The organism is Roseibium sp., from assembly GCF_048261595.1.
Taxonomy (GTDB): Bacteria; Pseudomonadota; Alphaproteobacteria; order Rhizobiales; family Stappiaceae; genus Roseibium.
Map to the genome: position 1 here is coordinate 64381 of NZ_JBLXFW010000007.1, position 26152 is coordinate 90532.

The 26152-nt window shown below is 60.1% G+C and carries 32 protein-coding genes; 15 read left to right on the forward strand and 17 right to left on the reverse strand.

Translation table 11 applies throughout. The features are described from left to right. Window positions 1-60 precede the first annotated feature (60 nt). From ACN0SY_RS18625 to murI, 7 genes are all read left to right on the forward strand, one after another. Entirely contained in the window at window positions 61-510 is a 450-nt protein-coding gene (locus ACN0SY_RS18625) for a MarR family winged helix-turn-helix transcriptional regulator (RefSeq protein WP_417689842.1), read from the forward strand. 81 nt (window positions 511-591) lie between these two features. After that, window positions 592-1854, forward strand: coding sequence for a beta-ketoacyl-ACP synthase II (gene fabF, locus ACN0SY_RS18630; protein ID WP_417689844.1), 1263 nt, complete (start codon window positions 592-594; stop codon window positions 1852-1854). Between the two features lie 138 nt (window positions 1855-1992). After that, the gene (locus ACN0SY_RS18635; RefSeq protein ID WP_417689846.1) at window positions 1993-2481 is read left to right on the forward strand and encodes a ferritin-like domain-containing protein; all 489 of its coding nucleotides are present in this window, start codon (window positions 1993-1995) and stop codon (window positions 2479-2481) included. A 122-nt stretch (window positions 2482-2603) separates the two neighbouring features. Next, window positions 2604-3182: a helix-turn-helix domain-containing protein gene (locus ACN0SY_RS18640; protein ID WP_417689848.1), complete on the forward strand. Its 579-nt coding sequence runs from the start codon at window positions 2604-2606 to the stop codon at window positions 3180-3182. Beyond that, complete coding sequence (locus tag ACN0SY_RS18645) at window positions 3179-3715, forward strand: GNAT family N-acetyltransferase (RefSeq protein ID WP_417689850.1); 537 nt, start codon at window positions 3179-3181, stop codon at window positions 3713-3715. The genes ACN0SY_RS18640 and ACN0SY_RS18645 overlap by 4 nt, the downstream gene beginning before the upstream one ends. 54 nt (window positions 3716-3769) lie before the next feature. Beyond that, complete coding sequence (locus tag ACN0SY_RS18650) at window positions 3770-4594, forward strand: RNA methyltransferase (RefSeq protein WP_417689852.1); 825 nt, start codon at window positions 3770-3772, stop codon at window positions 4592-4594. Beyond that, on the forward strand, window positions 4575-5408 hold the full coding sequence (gene murI / locus ACN0SY_RS18655; RefSeq protein WP_417690062.1) for a glutamate racemase: 834 nt from the start codon (window positions 4575-4577) through the stop codon (window positions 5406-5408). The genes ACN0SY_RS18650 and murI overlap by 20 nt, the downstream gene beginning before the upstream one ends. 38 nt (window positions 5409-5446) lie before the next feature. Here the strand turns inward: murI and ACN0SY_RS18660 are convergent, their stop codons facing one another. After that, window positions 5447-7243, reverse strand: a complete 1797-nt coding sequence (locus tag ACN0SY_RS18660) for an EAL domain-containing protein (RefSeq protein ID WP_417689854.1) — start codon at window positions 7241-7243, stop codon at window positions 5447-5449. A 586-nt stretch (window positions 7244-7829) separates the two neighbouring features. Here ACN0SY_RS18660 and rpsD point away from each other — a divergent pair. Further along, a complete protein-coding gene (rpsD, locus tag ACN0SY_RS18665; RefSeq protein ID WP_417689856.1) occupies window positions 7830-8447 on the forward strand; it encodes a 30S ribosomal protein S4 in 618 nt (205 codons plus the stop codon). Window positions 8448-8652: 205 nt separating this feature from the next. Next, window positions 8653-9591: a tRNA 2-thiocytidine(32) synthetase TtcA gene (gene ttcA / locus ACN0SY_RS18670; RefSeq protein WP_417689858.1), complete on the forward strand. Its 939-nt coding sequence runs from the start codon at window positions 8653-8655 to the stop codon at window positions 9589-9591. A 30-nt stretch (window positions 9592-9621) separates the two neighbouring features. Here ttcA and ACN0SY_RS18675 read toward each other — a convergent pair whose 3' ends face one another. After that, window positions 9622-9894: an antitermination protein gene (locus ACN0SY_RS18675; RefSeq protein ID WP_417689860.1), complete on the reverse strand. Its 273-nt coding sequence runs from the start codon at window positions 9892-9894 to the stop codon at window positions 9622-9624. 332 nt (window positions 9895-10226) lie between these two features. Here ACN0SY_RS18675 and ACN0SY_RS18680 point away from each other — a divergent pair, with 332 nt between their 5' ends. Further along, entirely contained in the window at window positions 10227-10718 is a 492-nt protein-coding gene (locus tag ACN0SY_RS18680; RefSeq protein WP_417689862.1) for a DUF3280 domain-containing protein, read from the forward strand. 83 nt (window positions 10719-10801) lie between these two features. Here the strand turns inward: ACN0SY_RS18680 and grxD are convergent, their stop codons facing one another. From grxD to ACN0SY_RS18700, 4 genes are all read right to left on the reverse strand, one after another. Continuing rightward, window positions 10802-11134 carry a Grx4 family monothiol glutaredoxin gene (grxD, locus tag ACN0SY_RS18685; protein WP_417689864.1) on the reverse strand — a complete coding sequence of 111 codons (333 nt, stop codon included), beginning with the start codon at window positions 11132-11134 and terminating at the stop codon, window positions 10802-10804. Between the two features lie 80 nt (window positions 11135-11214). Further along, window positions 11215-11448: a BolA family protein gene (locus ACN0SY_RS18690; protein WP_417689866.1), complete on the reverse strand. Its 234-nt coding sequence runs from the start codon at window positions 11446-11448 to the stop codon at window positions 11215-11217. A gap of 84 nt (window positions 11449-11532) precedes the next feature. Further along, window positions 11533-13731 (reverse strand): phosphoribosylformylglycinamidine synthase subunit PurL, encoded by a 2199-nt coding sequence (gene purL / locus ACN0SY_RS18695; protein WP_417690064.1) that lies wholly within the window; start codon window positions 13729-13731, stop codon window positions 11533-11535. A gap of 172 nt (window positions 13732-13903) precedes the next feature. Then, window positions 13904-15412, reverse strand: coding sequence for a PLP-dependent aminotransferase family protein (locus tag ACN0SY_RS18700; RefSeq protein ID WP_417689868.1), 1509 nt, complete (start codon window positions 15410-15412; stop codon window positions 13904-13906). Between the two features lie 106 nt (window positions 15413-15518). On the opposite strand from ACN0SY_RS18700, the gene ACN0SY_RS18705 reads away from it, so the two are divergent. Both ACN0SY_RS18705 and ACN0SY_RS18710 read left to right on the forward strand, forming a co-directional pair. Beyond that, complete coding sequence (locus ACN0SY_RS18705; protein WP_417689870.1) at window positions 15519-15740, forward strand: DUF1127 domain-containing protein; 222 nt, start codon at window positions 15519-15521, stop codon at window positions 15738-15740. A gap of 187 nt (window positions 15741-15927) precedes the next feature. Further along, complete coding sequence (locus tag ACN0SY_RS18710) at window positions 15928-16326, forward strand: hypothetical protein (protein ID WP_417689872.1); 399 nt, start codon at window positions 15928-15930, stop codon at window positions 16324-16326. A 26-nt stretch (window positions 16327-16352) separates the two neighbouring features. On the opposite strand, the gene ACN0SY_RS18715 is transcribed toward ACN0SY_RS18710, so the two are convergent. Continuing rightward, the gene (locus tag ACN0SY_RS18715; RefSeq protein ID WP_417689873.1) at window positions 16353-17309 is read right to left on the reverse strand and encodes a calcium/sodium antiporter; all 957 of its coding nucleotides are present in this window, start codon (window positions 17307-17309) and stop codon (window positions 16353-16355) included. Between the two features lie 119 nt (window positions 17310-17428). Further along, a complete protein-coding gene (locus ACN0SY_RS18720) occupies window positions 17429-17965 on the reverse strand; it encodes a peroxiredoxin-like family protein (protein ID WP_417689875.1) in 537 nt (178 codons plus the stop codon). A gap of 123 nt (window positions 17966-18088) precedes the next feature. Between ACN0SY_RS18720 and ACN0SY_RS18725 the strand changes: the two genes are divergently transcribed. Further along, window positions 18089-18895 (forward strand): helix-turn-helix domain-containing protein, encoded by an 807-nt coding sequence (locus tag ACN0SY_RS18725; protein WP_417689877.1) that lies wholly within the window; start codon window positions 18089-18091, stop codon window positions 18893-18895. Between the two features lie 7 nt (window positions 18896-18902). Here ACN0SY_RS18725 and ACN0SY_RS18730 read toward each other — a convergent pair whose 3' ends face one another. From ACN0SY_RS18730 to purC, 5 genes are all read right to left on the reverse strand, one after another. Then, the gene (locus ACN0SY_RS18730; protein ID WP_417689879.1) at window positions 18903-19157 is read right to left on the reverse strand and encodes a DUF2164 family protein; all 255 of its coding nucleotides are present in this window, start codon (window positions 19155-19157) and stop codon (window positions 18903-18905) included. A 62-nt stretch (window positions 19158-19219) separates the two neighbouring features. Beyond that, entirely contained in the window at window positions 19220-19888 is a 669-nt protein-coding gene (purQ, locus tag ACN0SY_RS18735; RefSeq protein WP_417689881.1) for a phosphoribosylformylglycinamidine synthase subunit PurQ, read from the reverse strand. 43 nt (window positions 19889-19931) lie between these two features. Further along, entirely contained in the window at window positions 19932-20060 is a 129-nt protein-coding gene (locus tag ACN0SY_RS18740) for a phosphoribosylformylglycinamidine synthase-associated small membrane protein (protein WP_417689883.1), read from the reverse strand. Next, window positions 20061-20300: a phosphoribosylformylglycinamidine synthase subunit PurS gene (gene purS / locus ACN0SY_RS18745; RefSeq protein ID WP_417689885.1), complete on the reverse strand. Its 240-nt coding sequence runs from the start codon at window positions 20298-20300 to the stop codon at window positions 20061-20063. Window positions 20301-20457: 157 nt separating this feature from the next. Further along, window positions 20458-21255: a phosphoribosylaminoimidazolesuccinocarboxamide synthase gene (gene purC, locus ACN0SY_RS18750; protein WP_417689887.1), complete on the reverse strand. Its 798-nt coding sequence runs from the start codon at window positions 21253-21255 to the stop codon at window positions 20458-20460. Between the two features lie 302 nt (window positions 21256-21557). Between purC and ACN0SY_RS18755 the strand changes: the two genes are divergently transcribed. Then, a complete protein-coding gene (locus ACN0SY_RS18755) occupies window positions 21558-21881 on the forward strand; it encodes a DUF1476 domain-containing protein (RefSeq protein ID WP_417689888.1) in 324 nt (107 codons plus the stop codon). A gap of 155 nt (window positions 21882-22036) precedes the next feature. After that, window positions 22037-22813, forward strand: coding sequence for an HpcH/HpaI aldolase family protein (locus ACN0SY_RS18760; protein ID WP_417689890.1), 777 nt, complete (start codon window positions 22037-22039; stop codon window positions 22811-22813). Window positions 22814-22866: 53 nt separating this feature from the next. Here ACN0SY_RS18760 and ACN0SY_RS18765 read toward each other — a convergent pair whose 3' ends face one another. From ACN0SY_RS18765 to purB, 4 genes are all read right to left on the reverse strand, one after another. Beyond that, window positions 22867-23304, reverse strand: coding sequence for a BA14K family protein (locus ACN0SY_RS18765; RefSeq protein ID WP_417689892.1), 438 nt, complete (start codon window positions 23302-23304; stop codon window positions 22867-22869). A gap of 156 nt (window positions 23305-23460) precedes the next feature. Beyond that, a complete protein-coding gene (locus tag ACN0SY_RS18770; RefSeq protein WP_417689894.1) occupies window positions 23461-24018 on the reverse strand; it encodes an RBBP9/YdeN family alpha/beta hydrolase in 558 nt (185 codons plus the stop codon). Between the two features lie 155 nt (window positions 24019-24173). Then, window positions 24174-24620: a BA14K family protein gene (locus ACN0SY_RS18775; protein WP_417689896.1), complete on the reverse strand. Its 447-nt coding sequence runs from the start codon at window positions 24618-24620 to the stop codon at window positions 24174-24176. A 190-nt stretch (window positions 24621-24810) separates the two neighbouring features. After that, complete coding sequence (purB, locus tag ACN0SY_RS18780) at window positions 24811-26118, reverse strand: adenylosuccinate lyase (protein WP_417689898.1); 1308 nt, start codon at window positions 26116-26118, stop codon at window positions 24811-24813. Between the last annotated feature and the right edge of the window lie 34 nt (window positions 26119-26152).

Sequence of the window (26152 nt, forward strand, 5' to 3'; positions counted from 1 at the left end):
GGTGAAGCGGTGTGAATGAGCCGATTGACAAGTGTGTAATTGCACTATTAACTCACGCCCATGATCGGGAATGACTTCAGGACTGAAGATCAGGATGCGGACGATTTTAGCGTCTGCATGCTGTTCAACGTGCGCAAGGCCGCGCGGGCGATCAGCCGTCGCTATGACCGGTATGTCACCCATTTCGGCCTCAAGGCCGCTCAGTTCTCGGTCATGGTCCTGGTGCGGGAACATGATGGCAAGACCGTCTCGGAAATGGCCGAAACGGTCTGCATGGAGCGCACGACTCTTCTGCGCAATCTTTCCGGTCTCGAGCGCAAGGGCCTGGTGACCACCCGCAAGGCAGAGAGCGGCAAGGCGCGGCTCTATGAGCTGACCCCTTCCGGCTCATCAATGCTTGACGAGGCGCTACCGTTCTGGCGTCAGGCCCAGGCGGAACTGGCCCGCGAAATCGGGGCGGACAATTTCAGTGAAACAGTGAAGGCACTGAAGGTGCTGGCGACGCTCTAACAAACGCTGCCGGTGACATGCAACACTTCGCACAATGAAAAGTGCAATTACACAATAGTGATTGGATAAGGATCAAGGCAGATGACAAACGTGGTTGTGACAGGGCTTGGAGTCGTTTCTCCACTGGGTGTCGGGGTCGAGGCCTTCTGGCGCAAGGTCGTGGCCGGGGCGAACGGTATTCGCCGGATTACGCATTTCGACAGCGAGCAGCTCGCCTGCAAGGTTGCCGGCGAGGTTCCAACGATTTCCGAAGATCCTGAAGGGTTCGACGTCGATCGCTACCTTGAGCCGCGCGAACAAAAGCGCATGGACCGCTTCATCCACTTTGCCATCGCCGCTGCCGACGAAGCGCTCGCCCAGGCCGGGTGGTCGCCCAAGTCGAGTGACGAGAAAGAGCGTTCAGGCACCATCATCGGGACGGGGGTTGGTGGGTTTCCGGCGATGACAGCGGGCACCAGGCTTGTTGCCGAGCGCGGTCCGCGCCGGGTTTCGCCGTTTCTGGTTCCCTCGTTTCTGGCCAATCTGGCCAGCGGGCAGGTGTCCATTCGCCATGGCCTGAAGGGGCCGCTAGGCGCCCCCGTTACGGCCTGTGCTGCAAGTCTGCAGGCCATCGGAGACGCGGTGCGCCTGATCCGGAACGGCGAGGCTGACCTCATGGTGGCTGGTGGGGCGGAGGCCTGTCTCGATCCGGTATCATTGGCCGGTTTTTCCGCCGCCAAGGCCATGTCGACCAAGCGGAATGATGATCCGGCGAGCGCCTCGCGGCCGTTCGATCAGGACCGGGACGGCTTCGTCATGGGTGAAGGGGCCGGCATTCTCGTTCTGGAGAGTGAGGCCCATGCCAAGGCCCGGGGCGCCGAGATATTGGCGGTCGTGTCGGGCTACGGAACCTCGGGCGATGCCTATCACGTGACAGCTTCGTCGCCGGATGGGGAAGGGGGCCTGCGCGCCATGCGCGGGGCGCTGCGCATGGCCAATCTCGAACCCCGACACATCGGCTATGTGAATGCCCATTCCACTTCGACGCCGGTTGGCGATGCAGCGGAAATCGCAGCACTCGATACCTTGTTCGAAGGGCGGGGAAAGGATCTGGCGGTATCTTCTTCGAAGTCGATGTTCGGTCATCTGCTGGGGGCAGCGGGAGCGGTCGAGGCCATTGCCTGCGTGAAGGCGCTGACCAGCGGCTTGCTGCCGCCATCCCGAAATCTGGACACGCCGGACGAGGCGATCTCTCGCTTCGAGCTGATCCCCGGCAAGGCCATTGAGCGCTCTGTCGATCACATTCTGACCAATGGCTTCGGTTTTGGCGGGGTGAATGCCAGCGCAGTCTTTTCGCGCAGCTAGATGCCGGTTGCGCCGCGTCCGCGCGGCGTCCATCGCGAGGGTGAAAGAAACTGCCGCAGGGTTGGAACCGAAGTGCCATGCACGCGGTTGATGTGAGGTCAGATGCGCGCCAAGCGTGCCATGAAAGGAGCGGTTACGATGTCTATTTCCAATCTGTCTGAACTTTTCGAGCACACCCTTCAGGACGTGTACTTCGCTGAAAATCACATCAACAAGAACCTGCCGACCATGATCGAAAAGAGCTCGAGCACGGCGCTCAAGTCGCTTTTCAAGGATCATCACGCGGAAACCAAGACGCAGATCGAACGCCTCAAGAAGGTGTTCGAAGTCATCGGCAAGAAGCCTTCGGGCGAAGAATGTCCGGCGATCGAGGGCATTGTGAAGGAAGCCGAGGAACTCATCGAGGAAATCGATGACAAGGAAACCCTTGATGCGGCGCTGATCGCTGCTGCTCAGGCCGTCGAGCACTACGAGATCACGCGCTATGGCACACTCCTGACCTGGGCGAAGCTGCTCGGTCATGATGATGCCATCAGTCTTCTGCGTGACAACATGGAAGAGGAAAAGAGCGCGGACGCCAAGCTGTCCCGGCTTGCCGAAGACAAGTTGAACAAGAAGGCAGCCTGAACGGCCTTTCTTGCTATGGATCTCCGATCTTGAGTATGGCCCCGCTTCACGGCGGGGCCGTTTTCATTCGTGCCTTCGAATGAGTCTTTTCAAAATCTCATAAATGAGATTTAGTATCATTTATGAGAATCAATGAAAGCGACACCAACTATCTCGACAGGCGGCTGGCGGAACGGCTGGCAACGTTGCGCAAGGATCAGGGCTGGACGCTCGACGATGCCGCTGAACGATCAGGTGTCAGCCGTGCCAGCCTGTCACGGATTGAACGCGGCGAAATCAGCCCGACAGCAAGTGTTCTGGGCCGCCTGTGCAAAGCCTTCAAGGTCCCGATGGCGGTGCTCTTCTCGGCAAGCGAGGATCGCGGATTGGATCTGGTACCAGCCTCTGAACAATCGGTGTGGACGGATCCGCATTCGGGCTTTCGCCGGCGCAGTCTTTCTCCTGCTCGCCCGGGCTACAAGGGCGCGGTTATCCTGGGAGAGCTGCCTGCGGGGGCAACCATCTCCTATCCGGATACGCCGATCCCGGAGCTTGAGCACCATCTCTGGCTGCAATCGGGCGCATTGGAAATGCGGATAGGATCCCTTGTTCATCGCCTGTCCGCCGGGGACTGCCTTCGTTTCAAACTGACGGAAGGCAACAGTTATTTTGCGCCCGGCCCGGAAACCGCGCGCTATGTTCTGACGGTAATTTCACCATGACCCATGCTTTTGAAGCCGCCGCGCCGATAGAACTCCTGACCGCTGATGCTGCCCGCGCAGGCCTTGCCGATCTTGGCGATGTGCTTCGCGCCTGTGTTGAGGGCGGGGGCGGTGTCGGGTTTGTCCTGCCGTTTTCACAAGCAGAGGCGGAGACCTTCTGGGCATCGAAGCTGGAAGGGGTCGAAAGGCATGAGCGTTATCTCCTGGTGGCGCGCCTCGACGGGCGCATCGTCGCCACGGTGATGCTCGAGCTCGCCCAGCAACCCAACGGTCTGCACCGGGCAGAAGTCGCCAAGCTGATGGTCCACCCGGATGCAAGAGGCCGCGGATTGTCGAGAAAGCTGCTGGAGGCATTGGAAGCGCTGGCTCGCTCGCTCGGACGTTCTCTTTTGGTGCTCGACACATCCACCGGAGAACTCGCCGAAACAATCTATCCCAGATGCGGCTACGAGAAGGTGGGGGTGATCCCCGGCTACGCCCTTTTCCCGGACGGCCGAATGGGCGCCACGACAGTGTTCTGCAAGCAGCTTTGAGGGACTGGTCTGTCGACCCTTCCCAAAATCGTGCTCTTCGGCTAAATCCGGCCCATGACGAGAAACACAAATATCCGCGACGAGGCGCGCCAGATCGATGTGCGCCCGCCCGCCGTCATCCTGTGCGAGCCGCAGCTTGGCGAGAACATCGGTACCGCTGCCCGTGCCATGGCGAATTTCGGCCTGACGGATCTTCGAATCGTCAATCCGCGCGACGGCTGGCCGAGCGAAAAGGCGCGTGCCGCCGCCAGCCGGGCCGATCATGTGATCGACAAGGTGCAGGTTTTCGACAGCGTTGAAGCAGCAATCGCGGATCTGACATTCGTTTTCGCGACGACCGCCCGGTCCCGCGAAGTGCCCAAGCCGGTGCGTGGGCCGGACGAGGCCGCCGAACGTGTTGTTGGTCTTGGCGCTTCCGGCCAGGCGACAGGCTACCTGTTCGGCCGCGAACGCTGGGGTCTCAACAACGACGAAGTGGCACTGGCCGACGAGATCGTGACCCTGCCGGTGGATCCTGATTTCGCCTCGCTGAACATCGCCCAGGCGGTGCTCGTCTGCGCCTATGAATGGCGCAAGATCGCGACCAAGGGCGCATTGCCATTCCGCCTGTCCGAAGACGAGAACCCGCCGGCCTCCAAGGATGACGTCATGCGCTTCTTCGAGCATATCGAAGGCGCGCTGGACAACGTCACGTTCTTTCGCCCGCCGGAGCGCCGCCCGCACATGGTGCGGACCCTGCGCAACATCTTCCAGAAGGCAAACCTGACGGACCAGGAAGTGCGTGCCCTGCGCGGCGTCGTTGCCGCCCTGGAAAAACGCCGGACTCGGCCGCGGCCCGATCAGGACACGGCTTCGGGCGATATCGAAAGCGACGCATGAGATGAGTGACCGCCGTCCTATCCTGATCCTAGATTCCGGGGTCGGCGGCCTCACCGTCCTGCGCGAGGTGCGCTTCAAGCTTCCCTTCGAACGCCTTGTCTATGTGATTGACGATGCCGGTTTTCCCTACGGGAATTGGGAGGAAGAGCCTTTGAAGCAAAGGCTCGTCGATCTCGTCGGCGCGTTTATCGAAAGGCACGATCCAAAGGCGATCCTGATTGCCTGCAACACAGCCTTCACCCTGGCCGGGGAAGCTCTGCGTTCCGCGTTTCCGGACCGTACGTTCGTGGGCACAGTGCCTGCGATCAAGCCTGCGGCGGCGCGAACCCGGTCTGGCCTGATCTCCGTTCTGGCAACGCCGGGCACCGTTCAGCGGGCCTATACGCGGGACCTGATCGCCGCCCACGCGCGTGACTGTCATGTGCGCCTGGTCGGATCCGACCAGCTTGCCGAAATGACTGAGGCGCATCTGCGCGGCGACAATCTTGACGACACGGATCTGCTGAGGGAAATCGGCGGCTGTTTCCTGGAAGAGGGCGGGCGCAGGACCGACATCGTGGTCCTTGCCTGCACCCATTATCCCTTTTTGGCCAACCGGTTCCGGGAGGTTGCGCCATGGCCGGTCGACTGGCTCGATCCGGCGGAGGCGATTGCCCGGCAGCTGGCGCGGGTGACGCAGCAACGCGCGGAAATCCGAGATGCTTCCGCAAAGGGAGAGAGCCGTCCCGACCGTGCTATCCTGACGTCCGGGTGTTGTGCGCCCGTGACCGAGAGGCTTCTAAATGGCTTTGGATTGGCTGTTTGCGCCGATTGACTGGCCATGACTTGGCGGGCGTTAGCCCTTGCACGCAATCAGCCCGAGATCGTCTTGACCGCGATGCCGTCGTCGGAGCGTTTGGCCGCCCGCTTCAATTCAGCAATCTCGGCGGTTACCTGGTCCGGAGCCAGAGCCACGTTCGATTCGAGCGTCATCATCGAGATCGAGCAGTCCAGCAATGAGAAGAGACGGGGCGAGCCGAAACGGTCGGCCGCTTCGATGTAGCCGCACTCGCGATGTTCGGCGCTGTAGAAGCTTTCCACGTCGGACTTGAATGCGCGCTTCAGGCTCAGGAGTTGGGTGGCGATTTCCGTCTGGTCGCCGTTCATGAACCCGGCAAAGAAGTCATCGCCGCCAATGTGACCACGGAAGGTTGTTGTTCCGGTCAGATGCTGCTGCATCAACTCGCTGAACAGGATGATGGCCCGGTCGCCCTGACGGTAGCCGTAGGTGTCGTTGAAGGGCTTGAAGTTGTCGAAGTCGAAGTAGCAGAAATGGCGTGGTGCCGGGCGGGGCTTTGCCGCGTCCTTTATGAAGCGGTTGATCGCGCCGTTACCTGGAAGGCGGGTCAGCGGATTCTGGTCCTGGGCTTCTTCCAGACGGCGCTCATGAATGATCTTCAGCAAGGACGTGGCAGACAGGAACCCGGCATAACGGAAGTTCTCGGTGATGATGATGCCGTCGGAGTTGAGCGACGAGGCAAAGGTCACCAGAAGCATGTCCGCGTTGGAATCGATGTCGGCGATAGGGCAGGATCGCACGAAATTGCGCAGCGGCAGATCAAGGGCGGCGTGGTAGTCGTCCTCGCCGAAGCCGCCTGCATAGAGATAAGCCTTGAGATCGCGCTCATGGATCAGCCCGCGCGGTTCATTGTTGGCGTCGATGACCGGAACGAGGCTGACTTCCTGGTCGGTCAGGAACATGTCGAGCAGGGTGCTCATCGAGCCGTCATGATTGACCGTGGACAGCTGCTGAAGCTCATTGCGGATGCGGCGCTCTTCCTCCTTGCGCGTGGTGCCCATGCTGCTGACCCGGACATGGTCGTAGAACAGTCGGGCGTCGCGCTTTTCTATAAACGGCTCGGCGACGTAGAAGCCTTGTACAAGATCGCATCCGGCGTCACGGCAGGCCTTGAACTCGCGTTCCGTCTCAACACCTTCAGCAATGACGCGAGCACCCAGAACGTGCGCGAGATTGGCGACGGTCGTCACGAAAAGCTTGCGGCGCGCATCCGTCTCGATTCCGTTCAGGAAGAAGCGGTCGATCTTTATGTAGTCCGGGCCGAGGTCGTGAATGAGTCTCAGTTCCGAAAAGCCCTTGCCGAAATCATCCAGAACGAACATGAAGCCCGTTCGACGCAGATTGTTCAGGACGTGATCGGTGATTTCCGATGTGCCGTTTCGGTGGGTTTCGCAAAGCTCGAGGCAGACCTGTGTCGGGCTGAAGCCCTTCGATGTCACGATGTCGCCGAGGCGCACCCTGCGGTCTTCGCCGGCACCCAGGTCACGGCCATCGAGGTTGAAGAACAGCTTGGTGCCGCGTGCCGTGGGCAGTTTCGAATAGGCATCCAGCGCAGCTGCCAGAAGGGCCGCTTCCAGTTCGGGGAGTATTCCGCTTTCCCAGGCTGCGTCGAACAACTCCGCATGGGTGCCGAAGCCAAGGCTCTCGTGGTGGCGCAGGAGCGCTTCGTAGCCGTAGACGACGCCTGTCCCGAAATCTGCGATCGGCTGGAATGCGTAGCAGGTCGCATCAAGGATCTGCGATACTGTGAGCGGCTGGTCCGAACAGGCAGGGCTGCCTGCTTCGTCGAGCACTCGATGAACTGTTGCCATATGCTACGGTCTCCGGAACGCATCCAGACAGGGAGGAGCCATCCGTAAATATGGCCATCCCTAAAATTCTCATTGCGAGTTTCCTAGAGGCATTGTGAAAATTGGCAATTAATTATTCCTGAATTAATGCATTAATTTTCGTCAAAACGTCCTCTGGTTGTATCAGGGAAAGAATAAGATGCTGAAATAATTTGTTTTTCCTTTCTGCTCTTTTTTTGATGGAATTGCTGCGGGACTGTTGCACGGAAGGGTGGCGAAAATGCTGGAGAGAATCGGATCTCCTGGCTTGTCGCCATTCCCGCTAGCATCGGATGGGCGCCGAAAGCGGTATTGACCGGCCTCCATTGGCCGAGGCTCAGTGGTGTTCCTTCCGCCGGCGCCGGCAATTGACTTTTGCCCCCCCGTCAGGTAGTACCCGCGCGTCCGGAGCGATAACTCGGTCCGGGCATTACGCACCCGTGGGCGTTCGGCCGGCGCCGTCTAGCCGAGCCCCTGTCGATCCCGAGTCATGGCGCAAGCCTTGGGTCAGGATAAAGGAGGGCGCGTTTCCTTGTAGAAGAACAACGCGTTACAAAAGGAAACCGCGATGTCTAAGCGCCACAGCGTTAAGTACAAGATCGATCGCCGCATGGGCGAGAACATCTGGGGCCGCCCGAAGAGCCCGGTCAACAAGCGCGAATATGGTCCGGGTCAGCATGGTCAGCGCCGCAAGGGCAAGCTGTCCGACTTCGGTGTTCAGCTCCGTGCAAAGCAGAAGCTGAAGGGTTACTACGGCGACATCTCCGAAAAGCAGTTCCGCAAGGTCTATGACGAAGCGTCCCGTATGCGCGGTGATACTTCCGAAAACCTCATCGGCCTGCTCGAGCGTCGTCTTGATGCCGTCATCTACCGTGCAAAGTTCGTTCCGACCGTCTTCGCGTCGCGTCAGTTCATCAACCACGGTCACGTCAAGGTCAACGGCAAGCGGGTCAACATCCCGTCCTACCGTGTTCGTCCGGGCGACGTCATCGAGGTTCGTGAAAAGTCCAAGCAGCTCGCACTGGTTCTGGAAGCTGTCCAGTCCGCAGAGCGCGATGTTCCGGATTACCTCGACGTCGATCACTCCAAGATGACCGCGACCTACTCCCGCGTTCCGGCGTTCTCCGATGTACCGTATCCGGTGCAGATGGAACCGAACCTGGTCGTCGAGTTCTACTCGCGTTAATCCGATTTCCCTTCGGGGATCTTGGAATGGGGCTGCCTCTGGCAGCCCCTTTTTTATGCCTTGCGCTCCGAAGGTCAGCGTATCACGTTGATCAAACGCCTTTGGTCTTGGCCTTTTTCCGGCGATCCGGTATGTGAGCGTCTGGTCAAAACCGCTTCGGACAGCAGCCTCCGGAGACGTCGAGATGCAAGCAAGGCAACACCCCATGAACGACATCGCCCAGGACTCAGCCGCAGACGTTCCGCTGCTTCTGCGCAACGCACCCTCGAGCGTGGAGTTCAAGAAGCTGCGCAAGCGCCTCCTTCGGCAGGCGCGCGAGGCAATGAGTGACTATGCGATGGTCGCCCCCGATGCCTCCACAACGCGGCCGAAATGGCTTGTCTGCCTATCCGGAGGCAAGGACAGCTACGCACTTCTGGCTGTCCTGGTCGAACTCAAGTGGCGTGGATTGCTGCCGGTCGAGCTGATCGCTTGCAATCTCGACCAGGCTCAGCCCGGCTTTCCGGGACACATCCTGCCGGAGTTCTTCGAGAAGAATGAGATCGAGCATGTGATCATTCGCGAGGACACCTATTCCATCGTGACGGACAAGATCCCGGCGCACCGGACCTATTGCTCGCTGTGCTCGCGTCTGCGCCGGGGCATTCTCTATCGCGTTGCCCGCGAACAGGGCTGCGAGGCAATCGTGCTCGGCCACCACCGTGAAGACATCCTGGAAACCTTCTTCATGAACCTGTTCCATGGCGGACGCCTCGCGTCCATGCCGCCGAAGCTGGTCAATGATGAAGGCGATCTTCTGGTGCTGCGTCCGCTCGCCTATGCGGCCGAGAGCGATATCGCCAAGTTTGCTGCCGGAATGGAGTTCCCGATCATTCCGTGCAACCTGTGCGGCTCGCAGGATGGCCTTCAGCGCGAAGAAGTGAAGAAGATGCTGCAGACATGGGAAAAGGAAAGCCCGGGGCGCCTCGGCGTCATGGCGCGGGCCCTGGCACACACCCGGCCGTCCCATCTTCTGGATCGCACGCTTTATGATTTCGCGAACCTTCGACCTGGTTCTGCTGCGGCAGATGATGCATCGGGCGAGGCGGAGGAGCCATGCGGGGCAGGGCTGGCGATGACGGCAGGTCTCTTCGCCGCGGAATAGTTGTTCAACGCGAAGGGGACGAGCGCGCTATCAGCGGATCCAGTTCTGGCCGGAAAACCCGCCGACGGGCTGATTGCGCACGAGGATGACGAGCCCTTCGGTGCTGGGCTGAGCGTCGGTTTTGGCGATGCCGCCGTAGTTGCGGCACAGGTTCTCCGCCGACTTGATGCTTGCCTGCGGGGCGAAAACCGCGATTTCCACGCAATCGATCCGCGTCAGATCAGGTTCCGGACGTGTGTCAAAGAGGTCGTAGATCAGCGCTGCAAATGCGCAGCAGATCGTGGCAACAGCGATTGTTTTCATTTTGTCCCCCTTCCCATTCTTCGGCCGGTGGCGGCCTTTGAAGCGATGGGCGGAGAATGACGGGACGCGAGTGTACTGATCCTGAAACCGGCATTCACCTTCCGTTCAGGATAGGCGATTCGGAAAAATTTGCCGAGTGGCTGATCTTACGCAGCGTTTTCAAATCTTGGATAAAGTCGAAATTTCCCATTACAGGAAATAGACTGTTCAGTTTCTGCTCAAGCCGCCCGATGCGACTCGCAATTGCAGACCTTCTTCCCGGTGGTGGTCAACCTTGGCTCGAGTTAGGCTTTTGATATTTTCAAACCGCTTTCGATTGCCGGGAGCTGCCCATGCGACTTTTCATATTCATATGCGTTGTACTTCTTTCGACCGTCCATGTTCAGGCAAAGCCTGTTGCCGTCTTCGACATGGAGTTCATCAACTTCTCGCAGGAAGTCGAATACGGGGCCAAGAACGAGGCAGAATATAGACGCATCGAGATGCTCTCCGCCTATCTGCGAGAGCTGCTTGTTGAAAGTGGTGACTACGAACCGGTGGATCTGGCCCCGCTCGGCGCCGACGCTGAGCGCTATGGCGACGTTTTTTCCTGCAATCGGTGTGAGGAGAAGCTTGCCCGCAAGCTCGGCGCGCCAACGTCCATTACAGGCGCCGTACAGAAGCTGTCGGTTCTGGTGCAGACCATCATCTTGCGGGAGCGGGATGCCGAAACGGGCAGGGTGCTGCAGCTTTACCAGACCGATATTCGAGGCAACACGGACGAGGCCTGGAAGCGTGGCCTGAAGTGGCTGGTCGACAATCGTTTGCTGGCCGGTTCGCGCTGACATCCGCAATGAAAACTGACAACCGCAAAGAAAAAAGGCGGACCAGATGATCCGCCTTTCGTGTCCTCATTCGCGTGTGCGGATCAGGCGCTCTGCTGTACCTCGATGCCCTTGGCAGCAAAGGTAGCCTGAAGTTCCTGGTTCTGGAACATCTCGCGGATGATGTCGCAGCCGCCGACAAACTCGCCCTTGACGTAGAGCTGCGGGATCGTCGGCCAGTTGGTGAATTCCTTGACGCCCTGACGCAGGTCGTCGTCTTCCAGCACGTTGATGCCCTTGTAGGGGACGCCGACGTAGTCGAGGATCTGCACGACCTGGCCCGAGAAACCGCACTGCGGGAAGTTCGGGGTGCCCTTCATGAAGAGTACGACGTCATTGGTGTCGACTTCGTTCTTGATCCAATCCTGGATGCTCATGATCTGTCTGTCCTTTCGGGTATTTCTGCCGCCGCAGCGGGCGGAACCATGTTCGTGTGCCGTCGATCTACGGTCTCAGGTCAATCGGGAGCCTTGGTCTGAAGCGCCAGGGCGTGGAGTTCACCGCCCATGTTTCCCTTCAGGGCTTGATAGACCAGCTGATGCTGCTGCACGCGGCTGATGCCGCGGAAGGTTTCGGAGACCACGTTGGCCGCATAATGGTCGCCGTCTCCGGCAAGATCGCGGATTTCGACCTTTGCATCGGGCAGGGCTGCCTTGATCAGGGCCTCAATCTCGTTCGCGTCCATTGGCATGTCGGTCGGGTCCTCTTCCCTTGAATTCTGGCGTTGACCTACGGTCTGGCTATGCGTTCGCTTGCAAGCCGACAGGGCGGGGCGTCAGTGTCCCGCCATGTAGTTCGGGAACCAATTCTCGTGCGCTTCCTTCAGCTTTGCAACGGATATGGTGAGGATACCCTCAACAGTCAATTCCGTGCCTCCGGTCGTTCCGATTTGCTGTGCGTCCACACCGGCATCGATCGCGTCTTCCAGCAAAGCGTCAAGATTGTCCGAAGAGACGGTCAGCACGTAGCGGCCCTGGTCCTCGCCAAAGAGCGCAGCATGGGCCGGGCCGTCGACCTTGACGGTTGCTCCGATGCCGCCGGACATGGCCATTTCTGCCAGCGCAACCCCCAGACCGCCTGAGGAAACGTCATGCACACCGGTCAGCCGGCCTGCGCCGATGAACTGGCGCACGAGCGTGCCGCGGCGCTTTTCAGCTTCGAGATCGACGGGGGGAGGAGCACCTTCCTCGCGGCCGAGAATGTCGGCCAGATACTGGGAAGCACCCAGATGGGTTCCCTTGCCGCCGATCACGACGATCGCATCTCCCGGATTCTTGAACGAGGCGGAGGCGCGCACGGTCACGTCGGGCAGAAGGCCGACGCCGCCGATGGCCGGGGTCGGGAGAATCGCTTCGCCGTGGGTCTCGTTGTAGAGCGAGACGTTGCCGGAAACGATCGGGAAGTCGAGAGCACGGCAGGCTTCGCCGATACCTTTGATGCAGCCGACGAACTGGCCCATGATTTCCGGCTTTTCCGGGTTGCCGAAGTTCAGGTTGTCGGTGGCAGCGAGCGGCTCGGAACCGACTGCGGTCAGATTGCGCCAGACTTCGGCAACCGCCTGCTTGCCGCCCTCAAACGGATCGGCCTTGCAGTAGCGCGGGGTTACGTCGACCGAGAACGACAGGCCCTTGCGGGAGCCCTCGACGCGGATGACGCCCGCATCTCCACCCGGCGTTGCCGCGCTGTTGCCCTGAATCAGGGTGTCATACTGTTCGTAGACCCAGCGGCGTGACGAGCCATTGGCACCGCCGACCAGCCTGGTCAGAGCCTCGGCATAGTCAGCGGGTTCCGGAATATCGTCTTCGTCCAGAACCGGGAGCTTTTCCCATTCGACCCAGGGACGGTCGTATTCCGGCGCCTCGTCGCCCAGTTCCTTGATGGGCAGGTCGGCCACGACTTCGCCCTGATGCTTGACGATGAAGCGCAGAGTGTCCGTGGTCTTGCCGACAATTGCAAAGTCCAGGCCCCACTTCCTGAAGATGGCTTCGGCCTGCGCTTCCTTTTCCGGACGCAGGACCATGAGCATGCGCTCCTGGCTTTCCGAGAGCATCATTTCATAGGCGCTCATGCGCTCTTCGCGGCAAGGCACCTTGTCGAGGTCGAGTTCGATACCGAGGTCGCCTGACGCGCCCATTTCGACGGCCGAGCAGGTCAGGCCGGCCGCTCCCATGTCCTGGATCGCGATCACCGCGCCAGTCTTCATGAGCTCGAGGCAGGCTTCCAGGAGGCACTTTTCGGTGAAGGGATCGCCGACCTGAACGGTGGGACGCTTTTCCTCGATCGTGTCGTCGAATTCGGCCGAGGCCATGGTCGCGCCGCCGACGCCGTCACGGCCGGTCTTGGCGCCGAGATAGACGACCGGCAGGCCGACACCTTCTGCCTTGGCCAGGAAGATGCCGTCGGTGCGCGCAAGGCCGGCCGCAAATGCGTTGACGAGGCAGTTGCCGTTGTAGCTGGCGTGGAACTCGACTTCGCCGCCCACCGTGGGGACGCCGAAGGAATTGCCATAGCCGCCGACACCGGAGACGACGCCGGACACGAGATGGCGGGTGCGCGGATGATCAGGCTCGCCGAAGCGCAGCGCGTTCATCGCGGCAACCGGGCGTGCGCCCATGGTGAATACGTCGCGCAGGATGCCGCCGACGCCGGTCGCAGCGCCCTGGTAGGGCTCGATGTAGGACGGGTGGTTGTGGCTTTCCATCTTGAAGACCACGGCGTCACCGTCACCGATGTCGACAACGCCAGCGTTCTCGCCAGGCCCGACAAGAACGCGCGGGCCCGTGGTCGGCAGGGTCTTCAGCCACTTCTTGGACGACTTGTAGGAGCAGTGCTCGTTCCACATGGCCGAAAAAATGCCGAGTTCGGTGAAGGTCGGCTCGCGCCCGATCAGTTCGAGAATGCGATCGTATTCGTCCGGCTTCAGGCCGTGGGAAGCGATAAGGTCGGGCGTGATCTTGATGTCGTTCGGGATCATGTCGGTCCGGATCTTTGCGGCGCGCTGCACCTGGGGCTGATTTGCGCCGGTTTAGCAGATCACCGCAGCGAATGGGAGACCGGGATTGGCGTTAAATCGCCGAATCTTTGGTTGATGGTAACGGCTTTTTACGGGGGCGATCCAAAATCGGCGGGTCCCGCGCCTGCAGGCCCTACTCGAAGCTGTCGTAGGCGCTCGTGCCGTTGTCGAGCAGGCCTTTCAGAATGGCAAAAGCCGAAGTTGTTTCCTTCCGGGTCAACGGGTTGGTGAACCCTATGCGCACACGGTGGTAGATGCGCTCGCAACGGCCGATCTTGAATTCGTCCTCGTCGTCAATGAGCACCCGCGCTGCAGCCGCTGCCGCCTTGAAGGTGCCGGGCAACCAGGGTTCGGGAAGTTTCAGCCAGAGGAAGGGCGCGTCTGAAGCTGAGCTGACCTCAAGACCTTCAAGGTAGTCTCGTGTCAGCGCGTGACGATGGCTGATTTCGGTGAGTACACGGCCGCGCAACTCGTCGGCGGCGCCGGAAAGGACCAGTCGGGCGGAGAGTTCCGCCAGCAGGAAGGAGATCCCGCCTGTCATCATCTTGTGCGCGGTAATCAGGCGCTGTGTGTGCGAAAGCGGAGCTGAAATCCATCCACCACGAACGCCGGCGGCGACTGCCTTCGACAGTGAGCCCACGTGAAACGTTCTCTCGGGAGCGAGTGATGCCATGGTCGGCAGATCGTTCTGGCGCAGCGACCCATAGACTTCGTCCTCGATGATCCAGAGATTGTTCTGCCGGGCGACCTCGACGATGTCGCGCCGTCGCTGCTCGGACATGGTCGACAATGTCGGATTGTGCAAGGTCGGCATGAGAAAGATCACCTTCGGGTGCTTTTGTGCACAGACTTTCTGCAGTGCCTCGGGAAGGGGGCCTTCTTCATCACGAGCAACGCCGGCCGGCTGCCGCCCCGCAAGGGTCACTCCACGCGCGATAGAACTGTATGTCACCTCTTCGAAAACGATGCGGTCTCCCGGATTGGTGGTGGCGGATATGATCGCCATGATCGCCGCCTGTGCGCCGAATGTCGGCACAATGCTGTCGGCGTCGGGTGTCCAGTTGCTGCGGCCAAGCCAATGGCGGCCTGCCTCTTTCCAGCTGTCGGGCACAATCCGGGTGTAGCTGGCAATTTCGTACCCACAATCTGCGCTTATTTCCTGAAGCAAGGGGGCGATGATAGCTGATTGGCCGATTTCGGGGGCCGAGGTGCTGTCGAGCCTCGTTGTTTCCGCCGGTGGCGAGATCAATCTGGTGCCGCCGAAGTCGACATCCTCGATCTGAGGCGCGGGTCTGGCTGACCGCGAGTTCGGAAACTTGGCGTCCATCAGCGCGGATTCGCGGCCGTTCTCCGTTCGGGTCTCATTGGCTCCGTCGCTATCACGAACGATGTCGCCGCTTGACCCGAGAATATAGGTCCCGCGACCGACTTCTCCGCTCACCAGCCCCCTTTCGCGAACCAGCGCATAGGCACGGCCCACGGTCCCGACAGTAATGCCCAGGTCATACGCGAGGTCGCGTTGCGGGGGCAATTTTGCCCCGACCGGCAGGGCGCCTGAGACGATGTCGTCTGCGATCCTGTTTGCCAGTCTGAGGTACATCGGGCCGGCGCCAGCCGGAACTGCAGGAAGCCAATTTGTCATGGTGACAATTTAGTATCTTGTGCCGGATATTGAGTCAATTCATATGAATGAACCGACACAATAGAGTCATTTTTGGTCAGATTGTATCAATATAAGGTTCAATATTATGGCAATTGATACCATTTTCGAAGAAAGGAGCGGGCTGAGGACCTCCATAAAGGCGGTGACCTCATTTGTCTGGGCGCGCATCTCGCTCTGGCGACGCATTCGCCGCTCGCGGCGTGCCCTGGCACATCTGTCCGACGATGCCCTTGCGGACATTGGGTTGACCCGCGATGCGGCGCTCGGTGAAGCCATTCGGCCGTTCTGGGACAGTCACCGTTCATAGGGAACGTTCACCGGTCCGCGGAATGCGGCCCGATTTGCCATCCCGGCCTGCCCCCGCGCCGGTGAGAGACGGCTTGGCTTTTCTGGCAGCCTTTGAAAAGCCAAGCCGGTCTTGATGCTCCTCAAGTTACCATCTTACAAAAGCCGCTAGCCTTTGCTCATCGGCCACCATCGAGAGGGATCGTGAGATGAAGGGATTGAAGAGGGTTCGAGCTGCAGCACTTGCAATAGTCCTGCCGCTAGCCATGTCGCTGGCCGTAGCGGCTGACACGCAGGCGCAGGGACCGCTTCTTGAAGTCTACACGGCTTTTCTTGGGCCAGACGATCACTTCAACTCCAAGGGGGCGCGCTTGACCCAGCCCTGGCAGGTGATCCGCCAGGACAGGGCGAACTTTCACAAGTTCGGAATTCGCGATCGCGGCGACGAGGGCGACCGCTTTTTCGGGTCGATCGCCAATCGCAACCGGATGGAACAGATGATCTTGCGTGGAACGATCGACCGGACTGCAGCGCGGCGGATCGTCAACAGCAATGTCTGGATCACGGTCGAGGTCTATGCGGATTTCGTCAATGTGACGGTCCGCTAGTCCGGCCGGCGAGCGGGTCCAATCCGTCAGGAAAGGGCCAGCTTGCCAACATAGAGCGCGTAGGCGCCGAGAAGAAGCCCGCCCTCAATCCTGCAGATCTGCTTGCCCGTTCTGGCAAAGATCAACAGAAGGATGGTTGCTGCCAGCATCACCCAGACGTCGAAACGCATGATCTGCTCTGGAACATCGATCGGCTTGACCAGGGCGGTAAAGCCGAGAATTCCAAGCACGTTGTAGATGTTAGAGCCGAGAATGTTGCCAAAGGCGATATCCGGCTGGCGTTTCAGGGCAGCGATCACCGAGGTAACCAATTCGGGAAGGGAAGTGCCGACGGCGACGATGGTGAGGCCGATGATGGTCTCGCTGATACCGAACTGCTGTGCGAGTTCGACGGAGGCTCCGACCAGCCACTTGGCGCCGAGCATCGTCAGCCCAAGCCCGGACAAGGCCATCACGACAAGGGCCGGGTAGGATCTGGTCCACGGATGAGCCGTCACGGCCTGGCTTTCCGCCCGGTGCATTTCGGCGGAGGGCGTGTGGGTTCCGCGTTCGGCCCGATAGGTGACGAGAAGATAGATGGCCAGTGCAAGCAGAAGCAGGACGCCGGAGACGCGGTCGATCGTCCCGAACGCGCCAAGAGCGAGACAGGCAAGTGCCGCGAGGGTCATGACGAGCCCGTCGCGCATAAGCGCCCTGGGGTCTGCGCGCAGGGGATAGATCAGCGCGGCAATCCCGAGGATCAGCAGGATGTTGGCCGTGTTTGAGCCGACGACGTTGCCGACGGCGATGCCGGCCGATCCGTTCAAGGCCGCAATCAGGCTGGTCATCAGTTCCGGCGTCGATGTGCCGAAGCCGACGAGAACGATACCGATCAAAAGGGGGGAAATGTTCATGCGTTCCGCCAGTCCGACGGATCCACGCACCAAAACGTCGCCGCCCAGCACAAGAAGAGCCAGACCGGCGACAAGCTCAGTAGCGAGCATATTAGTCACTCCAAGGATGAGTGACCCTCAATTGGTGCGGCAGAGAGGTCCGCGCAATATCCCTCCGAAGATATTTCTCCGGAAACGGATGGGCAGCGGCGCCGCCCATCCGATCACGATCAGACAGCCCCGGTGTATTCGCCGCGGCCCGGATAATCGTTTGCCCTCACGAAGTCGAGCGCGCCGAGCATCTCCTTGAAGTGCGGTCGCACGAAGGGCATCGTTTGCACTGAGGCGAAATAGAGTTCGCCATTGCCGCGCACCAGGAAAACGCCCGGCTCGGAGAAGAGGGCCGGTTCCTCGATGCCGATCGACGTGGTGCCGCGGCTTGTCGAGATGAACAGGCCCCAGTTTCGCGCGGTTTCCAGCGGCAAGGAATGGCCAAAGCGCAGGCTTTCCGCTCCGACCTTCTCAGCCATCTGTTGCGTCCGCTCGCGCGTGTCTGACGAGAGGGCGATGGTCTTCACGCCGCGCTCTGCGAATTCGGGCGTCAGGCGTTCGAGTTCTTTCAGGTAGGTGGCGCAAATCGGACAATGCAGACCGCGATAGAACACCACAAGGGTGCCGAAATCGCCCTTGTCGGACGCAATGTCGAATGTGCCGTGGCTCAGCGTCTCGATCGATAGTGTCGGGACCTGCTGACGGGGAACGAGCATGTGATAACTCCGGGCTGGCTGTTAAATCGGATTCGGTCAATTTGCCTCTTCCGAAACGCTGTCCAGTAGGATAATGAACGTTGGGCAATCTATCGTTCTTTATTTGTGATCTTGAGTACGGAAATGAAAACGGCATCGGCTTGCACTCCACCTCGGCGACTCGATCGCCTGTCGGCGCTCATCGAGCGGTTCAGGATCCTTGCACAGGTGATCCAGCTCGATGACGCGATAGAAGAACGGGGCGGGTTGTTCGTGTTTCGCAATGCTGAAGGTCGAATGCGGCTGGCTTTTTCGCCGAACCGGCAACCCGGCGATATTCCTTGCGACAGTGAAAGGGTGCAGTCGGGGGAGACACTTGCCGCTGCGGCCCGGATATCGGTGAGTGGTGCCGGCGATCACCTCATAGCAGCTCTGCCGAAGTGTATTGCAATCGAGTTGGATGATGCCCCGGATATCGCGGCCGTCGTCCTGCCGCTTGTGGCAGAGATCGAAAGACCGCGCTGTGGCGGGCAGGCGGTCGTGCATCGCCTGAGCGAGATTGTCGTCATCCGGCTCCTGCGCCACGCCCTGGAGACGGGCGCGGCGGATTTCGGGGCGCTGGCGGGGCTGTCTCACCCGAGGCTTGCCCGGGCAATCGTCGCCATTCACGAACACCCGGAGACTGCCTGGAGCCTCGAGAGCCTCGCGGAGGAGGCCGGGATGTCGCGCACACAGTTTGCTGTCAGCTTCAAGGATACTGTCGGCATGACGCCGGGTGCATATCTGTCAAACTGGCGTCTGGATATGGCGCGGGCCGAACTGGAGGGCGGCGAGCAGGTTGGCAAGGTCGCCCGCATGTGCGGGTTCGCCTCGCCGGCCGCATTCTCCCGTGCGTTTGCCCGCCGCTTCGGCCATACGCCGAAGGCGGAGCGGCGCAAGGTCGTCGCCTGATAGCGTGTCAGCGAGCAGAAACGCCGGATTTTTCCAAGGCGTAGAGGTCGTCGGTCATGTCATCGGCACGCCGGGCAACGACTGCGGCGGCGTCACGCAGGCCCTTGTTGTAGAACGTGTGGCCGAGAGGGACGAGAAGCCTGTCCAGAAGGAAACCGGCTTCCATGTTTCCAACATCGTGGTCGAGCTCTTCATGCAGGGCATTTTGTATAACCCGAGTAAGTTCTTCCCGCTCGTCCTTGCTCAGCTCAAGTTCTGCCATGGCGATCTCCCATTATTGGCTATCAAACCACGGCAACCCGGCTGCGAAAAGGTCAGCTCTGATCAGGCCGCCTGGCTCAGAAGGCTTTCGAACAGGAGACGTCCCTCGGTGCCGCCGTTGAGTTCTTCAACGAGGTTTTCCGGGTGCGGCATCATGCCCAGAACGTTGCCCTTGGCATTCATGATGCCGGCGATGTCGTTGATCGAACCGTTCGGGTTTGTGCCGTCCGCATAACGGAAGACGACCTGACCGTTATCTTCGATGGACTTCAGAGTGTCCGCGTCGGCGAAGTAGTTGCCGTCGTGATGGGCAACCGGGCAGCGCCAGACCTGGCCCTTCTTGAAGGAGGAGGAGAAGCGGGTCGCGTCGTTGACGGTTTCCAGCTTCACTTCCTTGCAGACGAAGTTGAGGCCGGCATTGCGCATCAGGGCACCCGGCAGCAGGCCGGCTTCGGTCAGGATCTGGAAGCCGTTGCACACGCCCAGAACCGTGACGCCTGCGTCGGCCTTCCTGACCAGATCCTTGAGGATCGGGGAGCGCGCCGCGATGGCGCCGGAGCGCAGGTAGTCGCCATAGGAAAAACCACCCGGTACGATGACCAGATCGACGTCCGGAACGCTGGCCTCGGTGTGCCATACGCTCTGCGGGCGGGTGCCGGTGATCAGTTCCAGGGCATGGAACATGTCGCGATCGCGGTTGGAGCCTGGGAAGACGATGACGGCGGTTTTCATGGGCGCTCTCCAGGGATGGCTCGGCAATGCATCCCGTTGACGTTCAAAGCATCACCATTACGGCGATAAGTGCGGCAAGGGCCGGAAGGAAGATGAAGACGGCGGCCTTCACGGCCATGAAGCGGATTGCCTTCTTTGCCTCTTCGTCCATGTCCGGCTGAGGACCTTGCAATCAGTCGATCTCGATCGAATAGTTTTCGATCACGGTGTTGGCGAGAAGCTTTTCGCACATCTGGGCGATTTCAGCTTCAGCTGCCGTCTTGTCCGTGGCTGCCAGTTCCAGATCGAACACCTTGCCCTGACGCACCTGCTCGATGCCGGAAAAACCGAGCCCGCCGAGCGCGCCTTCAATGGCCTTGCCCTGAGGATCGAGGACGCCGTTTTTCAAGGTGACGATGACACGTGCCTTCATGGTCTTGCATTCTCCGCGAACGGGCCGGCAGGCCGCTCGTTCTCTGTAACTGTGAGGATCCGATTGGGTGCTGCTTACACCAGCTCGCCCGCAAATGGAACGGGGGGCGGCGCTATAAAAAGAACCCCCGGCTTTCGCTCGGGGGCTCGTGATTGTCTTACTGAACCAGCGTCGGGCCGGAAGTGCTCGGGCGGTCGTTCTCGTTCAGGATGCCGAGACGCTTTGCCACTTCCTGGTAAGCTTCCAGCATTCCGCCCATGTCACGGCGGAAGCGGTCCTTGTCCATCTTGTCGTTGGTCTCGATGTCCCACAGACGGCAGCTGTCCGGGGAGATCTCGTCAGCGACGACGACGCGCATCATGTCGCCTTCGAACAGACGGCCACACTCGATCTTGAAGTCGACGAGGCGAATGCCGACGCCGAGGAACAGACCGGACAGGAAGTCGTTGACGCGAATGGCGAGCGCCATGATGTCGTCGAGTTCCTGCGGAGTTGCCCAGCCGAACGCGGTGATGTGCTCTTCGGCAACCATCGGATCGTCCAGCTCGTCGTTCTTGTAGTAGAACTCGATGATGGAGCGCGGCAGCTGCGTGCCTTCTTCAAGGCCGAGGCGCTTGGCGATCGAGCCGGCTGCGACATTGCGGACCACGACTTCAAGCGGAATGATCTCGACTTCGCGGATCAGCTGCTCGCGCATGTTCATGCGGCGAATGAAGTGGGTCGGGATGCCGATGGCGTTCAGGTTGTTGAAGACAAACTCGGAGATCCGGTTGTTCAGCACGCCTTTGCCGTCAACAATCTCGTGTTTCTTGTTGTTGAAGGCGGTGGCATCGTCCTTGAAGTGCTGGATCAGCGTACCCGGTTCCGGGCCTTCATAGAGGATCTTGGCTTTGCCTTCATAGATGCGGCGTCGGCGGTTCATGGGCACGTACCGTGTTTGCTTGAGGAAATCCATTAAGCGGGGTTCTTCCAATTAGTCATGTTTCCCCCCAGTCGCCATCGGCCGGGCGTCAGAGACATCGAATCTTCATGAGATGGGGTGTCATCAGCCGTCGCCCTGCGTCAGCGGCGCGGAACTTACCCGAAGCGCGCGAAAAGTACAATCAACTCGGCAGCGTCAATTCGCGCAAAGGTCATGCTTTTGGGGCATAGGGGGTTTCCCGCGTTGATTTGAACGCGTTCGGGGGATATGGAAGAGGCCAGATCGCTCCTATATTCGGAGCATGACAGGCTTTCCGCAGTTCAGGAGACACCAGGATGAGCACATTCGACAAGCGCGAAGAGGGATTTGAGAGCAAGTTCGCGCATGACGAGGAGCTGAGGTTCAAGGCAACCGCTCGGCGCAACAAGCTTCTGGGCCTTTGGGCTGCTGAGCAGCTTGGCCTGTCGGGTGATGCCGCCGAGGACTATGCCAAGGAAGTTGTCCGCTCAGATTTCGAAGAGCCGGGCGATGAGGACGTGTTCCGCAAGATCCGTGGTGACTTCGATGCAAAGAACATCGACCAGTCCGATCATCAGATTCGCCGCACCATGGACGAGCTGATGCACACGGCCGTCGAGCAGATCCAGACCCAAGGCTGATAGCTCGGTTCAAGGTCTCGTTTATCGAAAAGCCTCCGCCAGGTCTGGCGGAGGCTTTTTTGTGCGCAAATGCGTACCGCTCGACCGCAGAGGCCGCTTGCCACATGCAATCAGCGCAGCTTTGATGCGGGTAGCAAGTGGGAGGAGCGAATATCATGCCGGCGACTTTGGCCAGTAAACTGAGAGACGACGAAACGGTTCTGACGGTGTGGTCGGGGCTTCCCGTACCTATCATGGTCGAATTGCTCGCCCGCTCCGGTTTCGACACCGTGACACTGGATATGCAGCACGGGCAGCACGATATTGCCTCGGTGCGTGACGGCTTTGCCTCAGCTACGCTCGGTGGGGCCCATCGGGTGGCCCGGATCCCTGTCGGTGATTATGCCACGGCAAGCCGTCTTCTGGACCTTGGCGCGGAGGCGGTCATCGCTCCCATGATCAATTCTGCCGAGGATGCGCGGGCCTTTGTCGATGCGATGAAATACCCGCCGCTTGGAGCGCGCAGCTGGGGGCCGCACCGTGGCGCAATGCTGGCCGGAAAAACTGCTCCGGAATATCTGCGCACGGCGAATGACGAGACGCTTGCCTTCGCGATGATCGAAACACCGGAAGCCTTTGCCGCCTTGGATGACATTCTCAAGGTGCCGGGAATAGATGCGGTTTTCGTCGGGCCGGCTGATCTGTCCCTGACGCTGTCCAACGGGGCAGAGCTTGCGCCCGAGGGCGAGGCGGTGCGAAAGGCAGCGGCGGAAATTGCCGCAAAGACCCGTGCGGCCGGCAAAATTGCCGGCAAGTTCTGCACATCGGTCGAGGATATCGCGTGGGCGCAGCAGGCAGGGTTCCGCTTGCTCAACTACGGTATCGACATGTCCCTGTTCATCGAAGCGGTCACACAGGCGCTGCGGGCAGCACAATCAGCCTGCGAGAGTTGAACTGCGGACCGGAATGCGTTGCGCCTTCCGGTCCTTCCGTTTCCGTCGATTGATTAGCGCCAGTACGGTGATCTGCAGGCCCTGCGTGGCCCATGGTATGGCTGGAACGTGTTGTCGCGTGCCCGGTAGGAACGATATTTGCGGAAACACCAGTCATAATGTGCGCGGCTGAGGTGTCTGGCGACCGGATATCCGGGGCGATAGGCCGGACCGAAGGCCTGCGGGGGGAACCACCAGCCATTATAGTGCCGCCAACCGGGCCGTCGGTACGGGAAGCCCCTGTGCCCGCTGTAGTAGGGATGCCCGTTGTAAACGTAAAAGCCAAAGCGAACCGTTGACCTGGCGTTGGTCACCAGGTCCAAATTTCCTGCCAGCCCCTGACCAGGGTTCGACGTTGATGGGAACGCGCCCGCGGGCAAAACAAGGCCGGTCGCAACGATTACTGCTGCCAGCGCACTTCCGAAACCAGTCTTCAAAACTCTCTTGAACATGACATCCTCCGCACCAATCAGATGGATCCAGCCCCACGGTTCAAGGTACGGAGAATGGTTGGGTCTGCCTTTGATTTCGAGCAAACAGCTGAACTTAAGCACACTGCAGGCATGCGAAAATCCGGCCAAAGGCTTTTGCGGCAGGCCGGAATTCGGTTAGCCCAGCCGCTTCATGAAATAGGCGAAGGACATAAGTCCTTCCGGCCATGGGCCATGTCCGCTTTCCACGTTGATGTGGCCTGCGTCACCTGCGTCCTGAAAGGTCGCACCCCATGTTTTTGCGAAGCTCTCGGCCCGCTCATAGGCGCAGTTGGGATCGGTGCGGCTTGCTACGACGTGCGCGTGAAACGGGATCGGGGACACGGGAAGCGGAACAAAGTCGCCGACGTCGAACTTCGGTTTCGGCTTCTTGCGCTCAAGATCGGTCGGAGCGACGAGAAATGCACCGCGGACCTTGCCCTTTGGCAGGTGATGCACAGAGTGAGCGATCAGCGTGCAGCCGAGGGAATGGCCCACAAGAACAACCGGCCTTGTGGTTTTCTCCAGCCGGGCGAGAAGCGAGTCCTCCCAGACCTTGCGGACAGGGTGAAACCAGTCCTTCTGCTCCAGTACCCAGGCGTTCGCCATCTTGGCCTGCCAGCGCTTCATCCAGTGGCCGTCGGGCGTATCGCCATATCCTGGAACAAGCAGAATGTCGGCTTCTGAGATCTTCACGGTTCGGGACCCTTCGCGATTGAGAGCTTGGCACGTGCCGTCTCATGGCGAGGAATACCCTGCTTGTCAAATTCTCGCGCCGCGACCGGCAAAAGACGAGAAAGGCCGGTTCGAGACCGGCCTTCGAAATCTGTGGTGATGGGGCGGCTTAGCTATCAACGGGCGTAAGGCGAGCGGCATTGCCTGCGCGGACCATTGTAAGGCTGGAAGGTATTGTCGCGAGCCCGGTAGGAGCGATAACGATTGTCGCACCACTGGTAGTGTTCCACCGGCAGCGCACGGGAATACCGCGGCGGCGGAGCGTAGCGGCGCGGGGGCGTGCCGAAGCTGAAAGTGAAGGCCGCTGGCGGAAACCAGTAGCCACGGTGCTGGCGCCAGCCGCGGCGCGGGTGACGCTCGCCGCGATGACCGTTGTACCAGTAGGAGTCGTTGTGGCGATAAAAGCCGCGGCGCGGGTCTTTGATGGGAGTGAGATCAATAGGTGCTTGCGCGCCGATCGTCAGGTTCGCCAGCGGAAGCGGGGCCGACTTTGCGCCGGTGATGGACGTCAGGGCAATCCCGACCACGGCAACTGCGCCGATCATGATGTCGTTGAATGTCATCGGTATCTCCGCTTCTGCTTTCTCCGGGGTAAAGCCACGGAGGGGAAATTGGTTCCCGATGCGATCGACAAATGTGTAGTCAGCAGAGCAAGACAAACGAGAAAGGCCCTGCCGATAGGCAGGGCCTTTGGGGGTGTGATCGATCAAAGAGGGGGATCGCGTCGCACGGTGCGGCGACGAGACACGACGCTCAGCTTTCGCCGAAGACCCGCTTGAAGATCGTGTCGACATGCTTGGTGTGGTAGCCCATGTCGAACTTTTCCTTGATGGCGTCTTCGCCGAGGGCCGCAACCACGTCCTTGTCGGCCAGCAGCAGTTCCTGGAAGTCGAGGCGTTCTTCCCAGACTTTCAGGGCGTTGCGCTGGACCATGGCGTAGGCATCCTCGCGCGATACGCCTGCCTGTGTGAGTGCCAGAAGCACGCGCTGCGACATGACCAGGCCAGGGAACTTGTTCATGTTCTCCAGCATGTTTTCCGGGAAGATCAGCATCTTGTCGATGACGCCGGTCAGGCGGTTCAGAGCAAAGTCCAGGGTCACCGTGGCGTCGGGGCCGATGCCGCGCTCGACGGAGGAATGGGAAATGTCACGCTCGTGCCAGAGCGCCACGTTTTCCATCGCCGGGATCACTGTCATGCGGACCAGACGCGCAAGACCGGTGAGGTTCTCGGTCAGGACGGGGTTCTTCTTGTGCGGCATGGCCGAAGAGCCCTTCTGGCCCATCGAGAAGAATTCCGCACCTTCCAGGACCTCAGTGCGCTGCATGTGGCGGATTTCGATCGCAACGTTCTCGATCGAGGAAGCGATCACTCCGAGCACGGCGAAGAACATGGCGTGACGGTCACGTGGGATCACCTGGGTCGAGATCGTTTCAGGACGCAGGCCAAGCTCTTTGCAGACATGCTCTTCAACGCGCGGGTCGATGTTTGCGAAAGTGCCGACGGCGCCCGAGATTGCGCCGGTTGCGATTTCCTCGCGGGCCTGCAACAGGCGTGCCTTGTTGCGGTCCATTTCCGCGTAGAAGCGCGCAAAGGTCAGGCCCATGGTGGTGGGCTCGGCGTGGATGCCGTGCGAACGGCCGACGCGGACGGTGTCCTTGTGCTCCATCGCGCGCTTCTTCAGCGCGGCCAGCAGGTTGTCCATGTCCTTGAGGAGGATATCGGCTGCGCGAACGAGCTGAACGTTGAGACAAGTGTCCAGAACGTCGGAAGAGGTCATGCCCTGGTGGACGAAGCGGGCTTCGTCGCTTCCGACATGTTCGGCCAGATGGGTCAGGAACGCGATCACGTCGTGCTTGGTCACCGCTTCGATTTCATCGATGCGCGCGACGTCGAATTCCACATCCTTGGCTTTCCACACCGCCTGGGCGTTTTCGCGCGGAATGACGCCAAGGTCGGCCATTGCGTCGCAGGCATGGGCCTCGATCTCGAACCAGATGCGGAACTTGGTTTCGGGCGACCAGATATCGACCATTTCTTGGCGGGAATAGCGCGGGATCATCGCGGGTCCTCGTATTTTGGGAGTGCTCGCGCGC

Coding starts and splice junctions, on each gene's coding strand:
- ACN0SY_RS18625 (WP_417689842.1), top strand. CDS start 61: ATGATCGGGAATGACTTCAGGACTGAAGATCAGGATGCGGACGATTTT.
- fabF (WP_417689844.1), top strand. CDS start 592: ATGACAAACGTGGTTGTGACAGGGCTTGGAGTCGTTTCTCCACTGGGT.
- ACN0SY_RS18635 (WP_417689846.1), top strand. CDS start 1,993: ATGTCTATTTCCAATCTGTCTGAACTTTTCGAGCACACCCTTCAGGAC.
- ACN0SY_RS18640 (WP_417689848.1), top strand. CDS start 2,604: ATGAGAATCAATGAAAGCGACACCAACTATCTCGACAGGCGGCTGGCG.
- ACN0SY_RS18645 (WP_417689850.1), top strand. CDS start 3,179: ATGACCCATGCTTTTGAAGCCGCCGCGCCGATAGAACTCCTGACCGCT.
- ACN0SY_RS18650 (WP_417689852.1), top strand. CDS start 3,770: ATGACGAGAAACACAAATATCCGCGACGAGGCGCGCCAGATCGATGTG.
- ACN0SY_RS18660 (WP_417689854.1), bottom strand. CDS start 7,243: ATGGCAACAGTTCATCGAGTGCTCGACGAAGCAGGCAGCCCTGCCTGT.
- rpsD (WP_417689856.1), top strand. CDS start 7,830: ATGTCTAAGCGCCACAGCGTTAAGTACAAGATCGATCGCCGCATGGGC.
- ttcA (WP_417689858.1), top strand. CDS start 8,653: ATGAACGACATCGCCCAGGACTCAGCCGCAGACGTTCCGCTGCTTCTG.
- ACN0SY_RS18675 (WP_417689860.1), bottom strand. CDS start 9,894: ATGAAAACAATCGCTGTTGCCACGATCTGCTGCGCATTTGCAGCGCTG.
- ACN0SY_RS18680 (WP_417689862.1), top strand. CDS start 10,227: ATGCGACTTTTCATATTCATATGCGTTGTACTTCTTTCGACCGTCCAT.
- grxD (WP_417689864.1), bottom strand. CDS start 11,134: ATGAGCATCCAGGATTGGATCAAGAACGAAGTCGACACCAATGACGTC.
- ACN0SY_RS18690 (WP_417689866.1), bottom strand. CDS start 11,448: ATGCCAATGGACGCGAACGAGATTGAGGCCCTGATCAAGGCAGCCCTG.
- purL (WP_417690064.1), bottom strand. CDS start 13,731: ATGATCCCGAACGACATCAAGATCACGCCCGACCTTATCGCTTCCCAC.
- ACN0SY_RS18700 (WP_417689868.1), bottom strand. CDS start 15,412: ATGACAAATTGGCTTCCTGCAGTTCCGGCTGGCGCCGGCCCGATGTAC.
- ACN0SY_RS18705 (WP_417689870.1), top strand. CDS start 15,519: ATGGCAATTGATACCATTTTCGAAGAAAGGAGCGGGCTGAGGACCTCC.
- ACN0SY_RS18710 (WP_417689872.1), top strand. CDS start 15,928: ATGAAGGGATTGAAGAGGGTTCGAGCTGCAGCACTTGCAATAGTCCTG.
- ACN0SY_RS18715 (WP_417689873.1), bottom strand. CDS start 17,309: ATGCTCGCTACTGAGCTTGTCGCCGGTCTGGCTCTTCTTGTGCTGGGC.
- ACN0SY_RS18720 (WP_417689875.1), bottom strand. CDS start 17,965: ATGCTCGTTCCCCGTCAGCAGGTCCCGACACTATCGATCGAGACGCTG.
- ACN0SY_RS18725 (WP_417689877.1), top strand. CDS start 18,089: ATGAAAACGGCATCGGCTTGCACTCCACCTCGGCGACTCGATCGCCTG.
- ACN0SY_RS18730 (WP_417689879.1), bottom strand. CDS start 19,157: ATGGCAGAACTTGAGCTGAGCAAGGACGAGCGGGAAGAACTTACTCGG.
- purQ (WP_417689881.1), bottom strand. CDS start 19,888: ATGAAAACCGCCGTCATCGTCTTCCCAGGCTCCAACCGCGATCGCGAC.
- purS (WP_417689885.1), bottom strand. CDS start 20,300: ATGAAGGCACGTGTCATCGTCACCTTGAAAAACGGCGTCCTCGATCCT.
- purC (WP_417689887.1), bottom strand. CDS start 21,255: ATGGATTTCCTCAAGCAAACACGGTACGTGCCCATGAACCGCCGACGC.
- ACN0SY_RS18755 (WP_417689888.1), top strand. CDS start 21,558: ATGAGCACATTCGACAAGCGCGAAGAGGGATTTGAGAGCAAGTTCGCG.
- ACN0SY_RS18760 (WP_417689890.1), top strand. CDS start 22,037: ATGCCGGCGACTTTGGCCAGTAAACTGAGAGACGACGAAACGGTTCTG.
- ACN0SY_RS18765 (WP_417689892.1), bottom strand. CDS start 23,304: ATGTTCAAGAGAGTTTTGAAGACTGGTTTCGGAAGTGCGCTGGCAGCA.
- ACN0SY_RS18775 (WP_417689896.1), bottom strand. CDS start 24,620: ATGACATTCAACGACATCATGATCGGCGCAGTTGCCGTGGTCGGGATT.
- purB (WP_417689898.1), bottom strand. CDS start 26,118: ATGATCCCGCGCTATTCCCGCCAAGAAATGGTCGATATCTGGTCGCCC.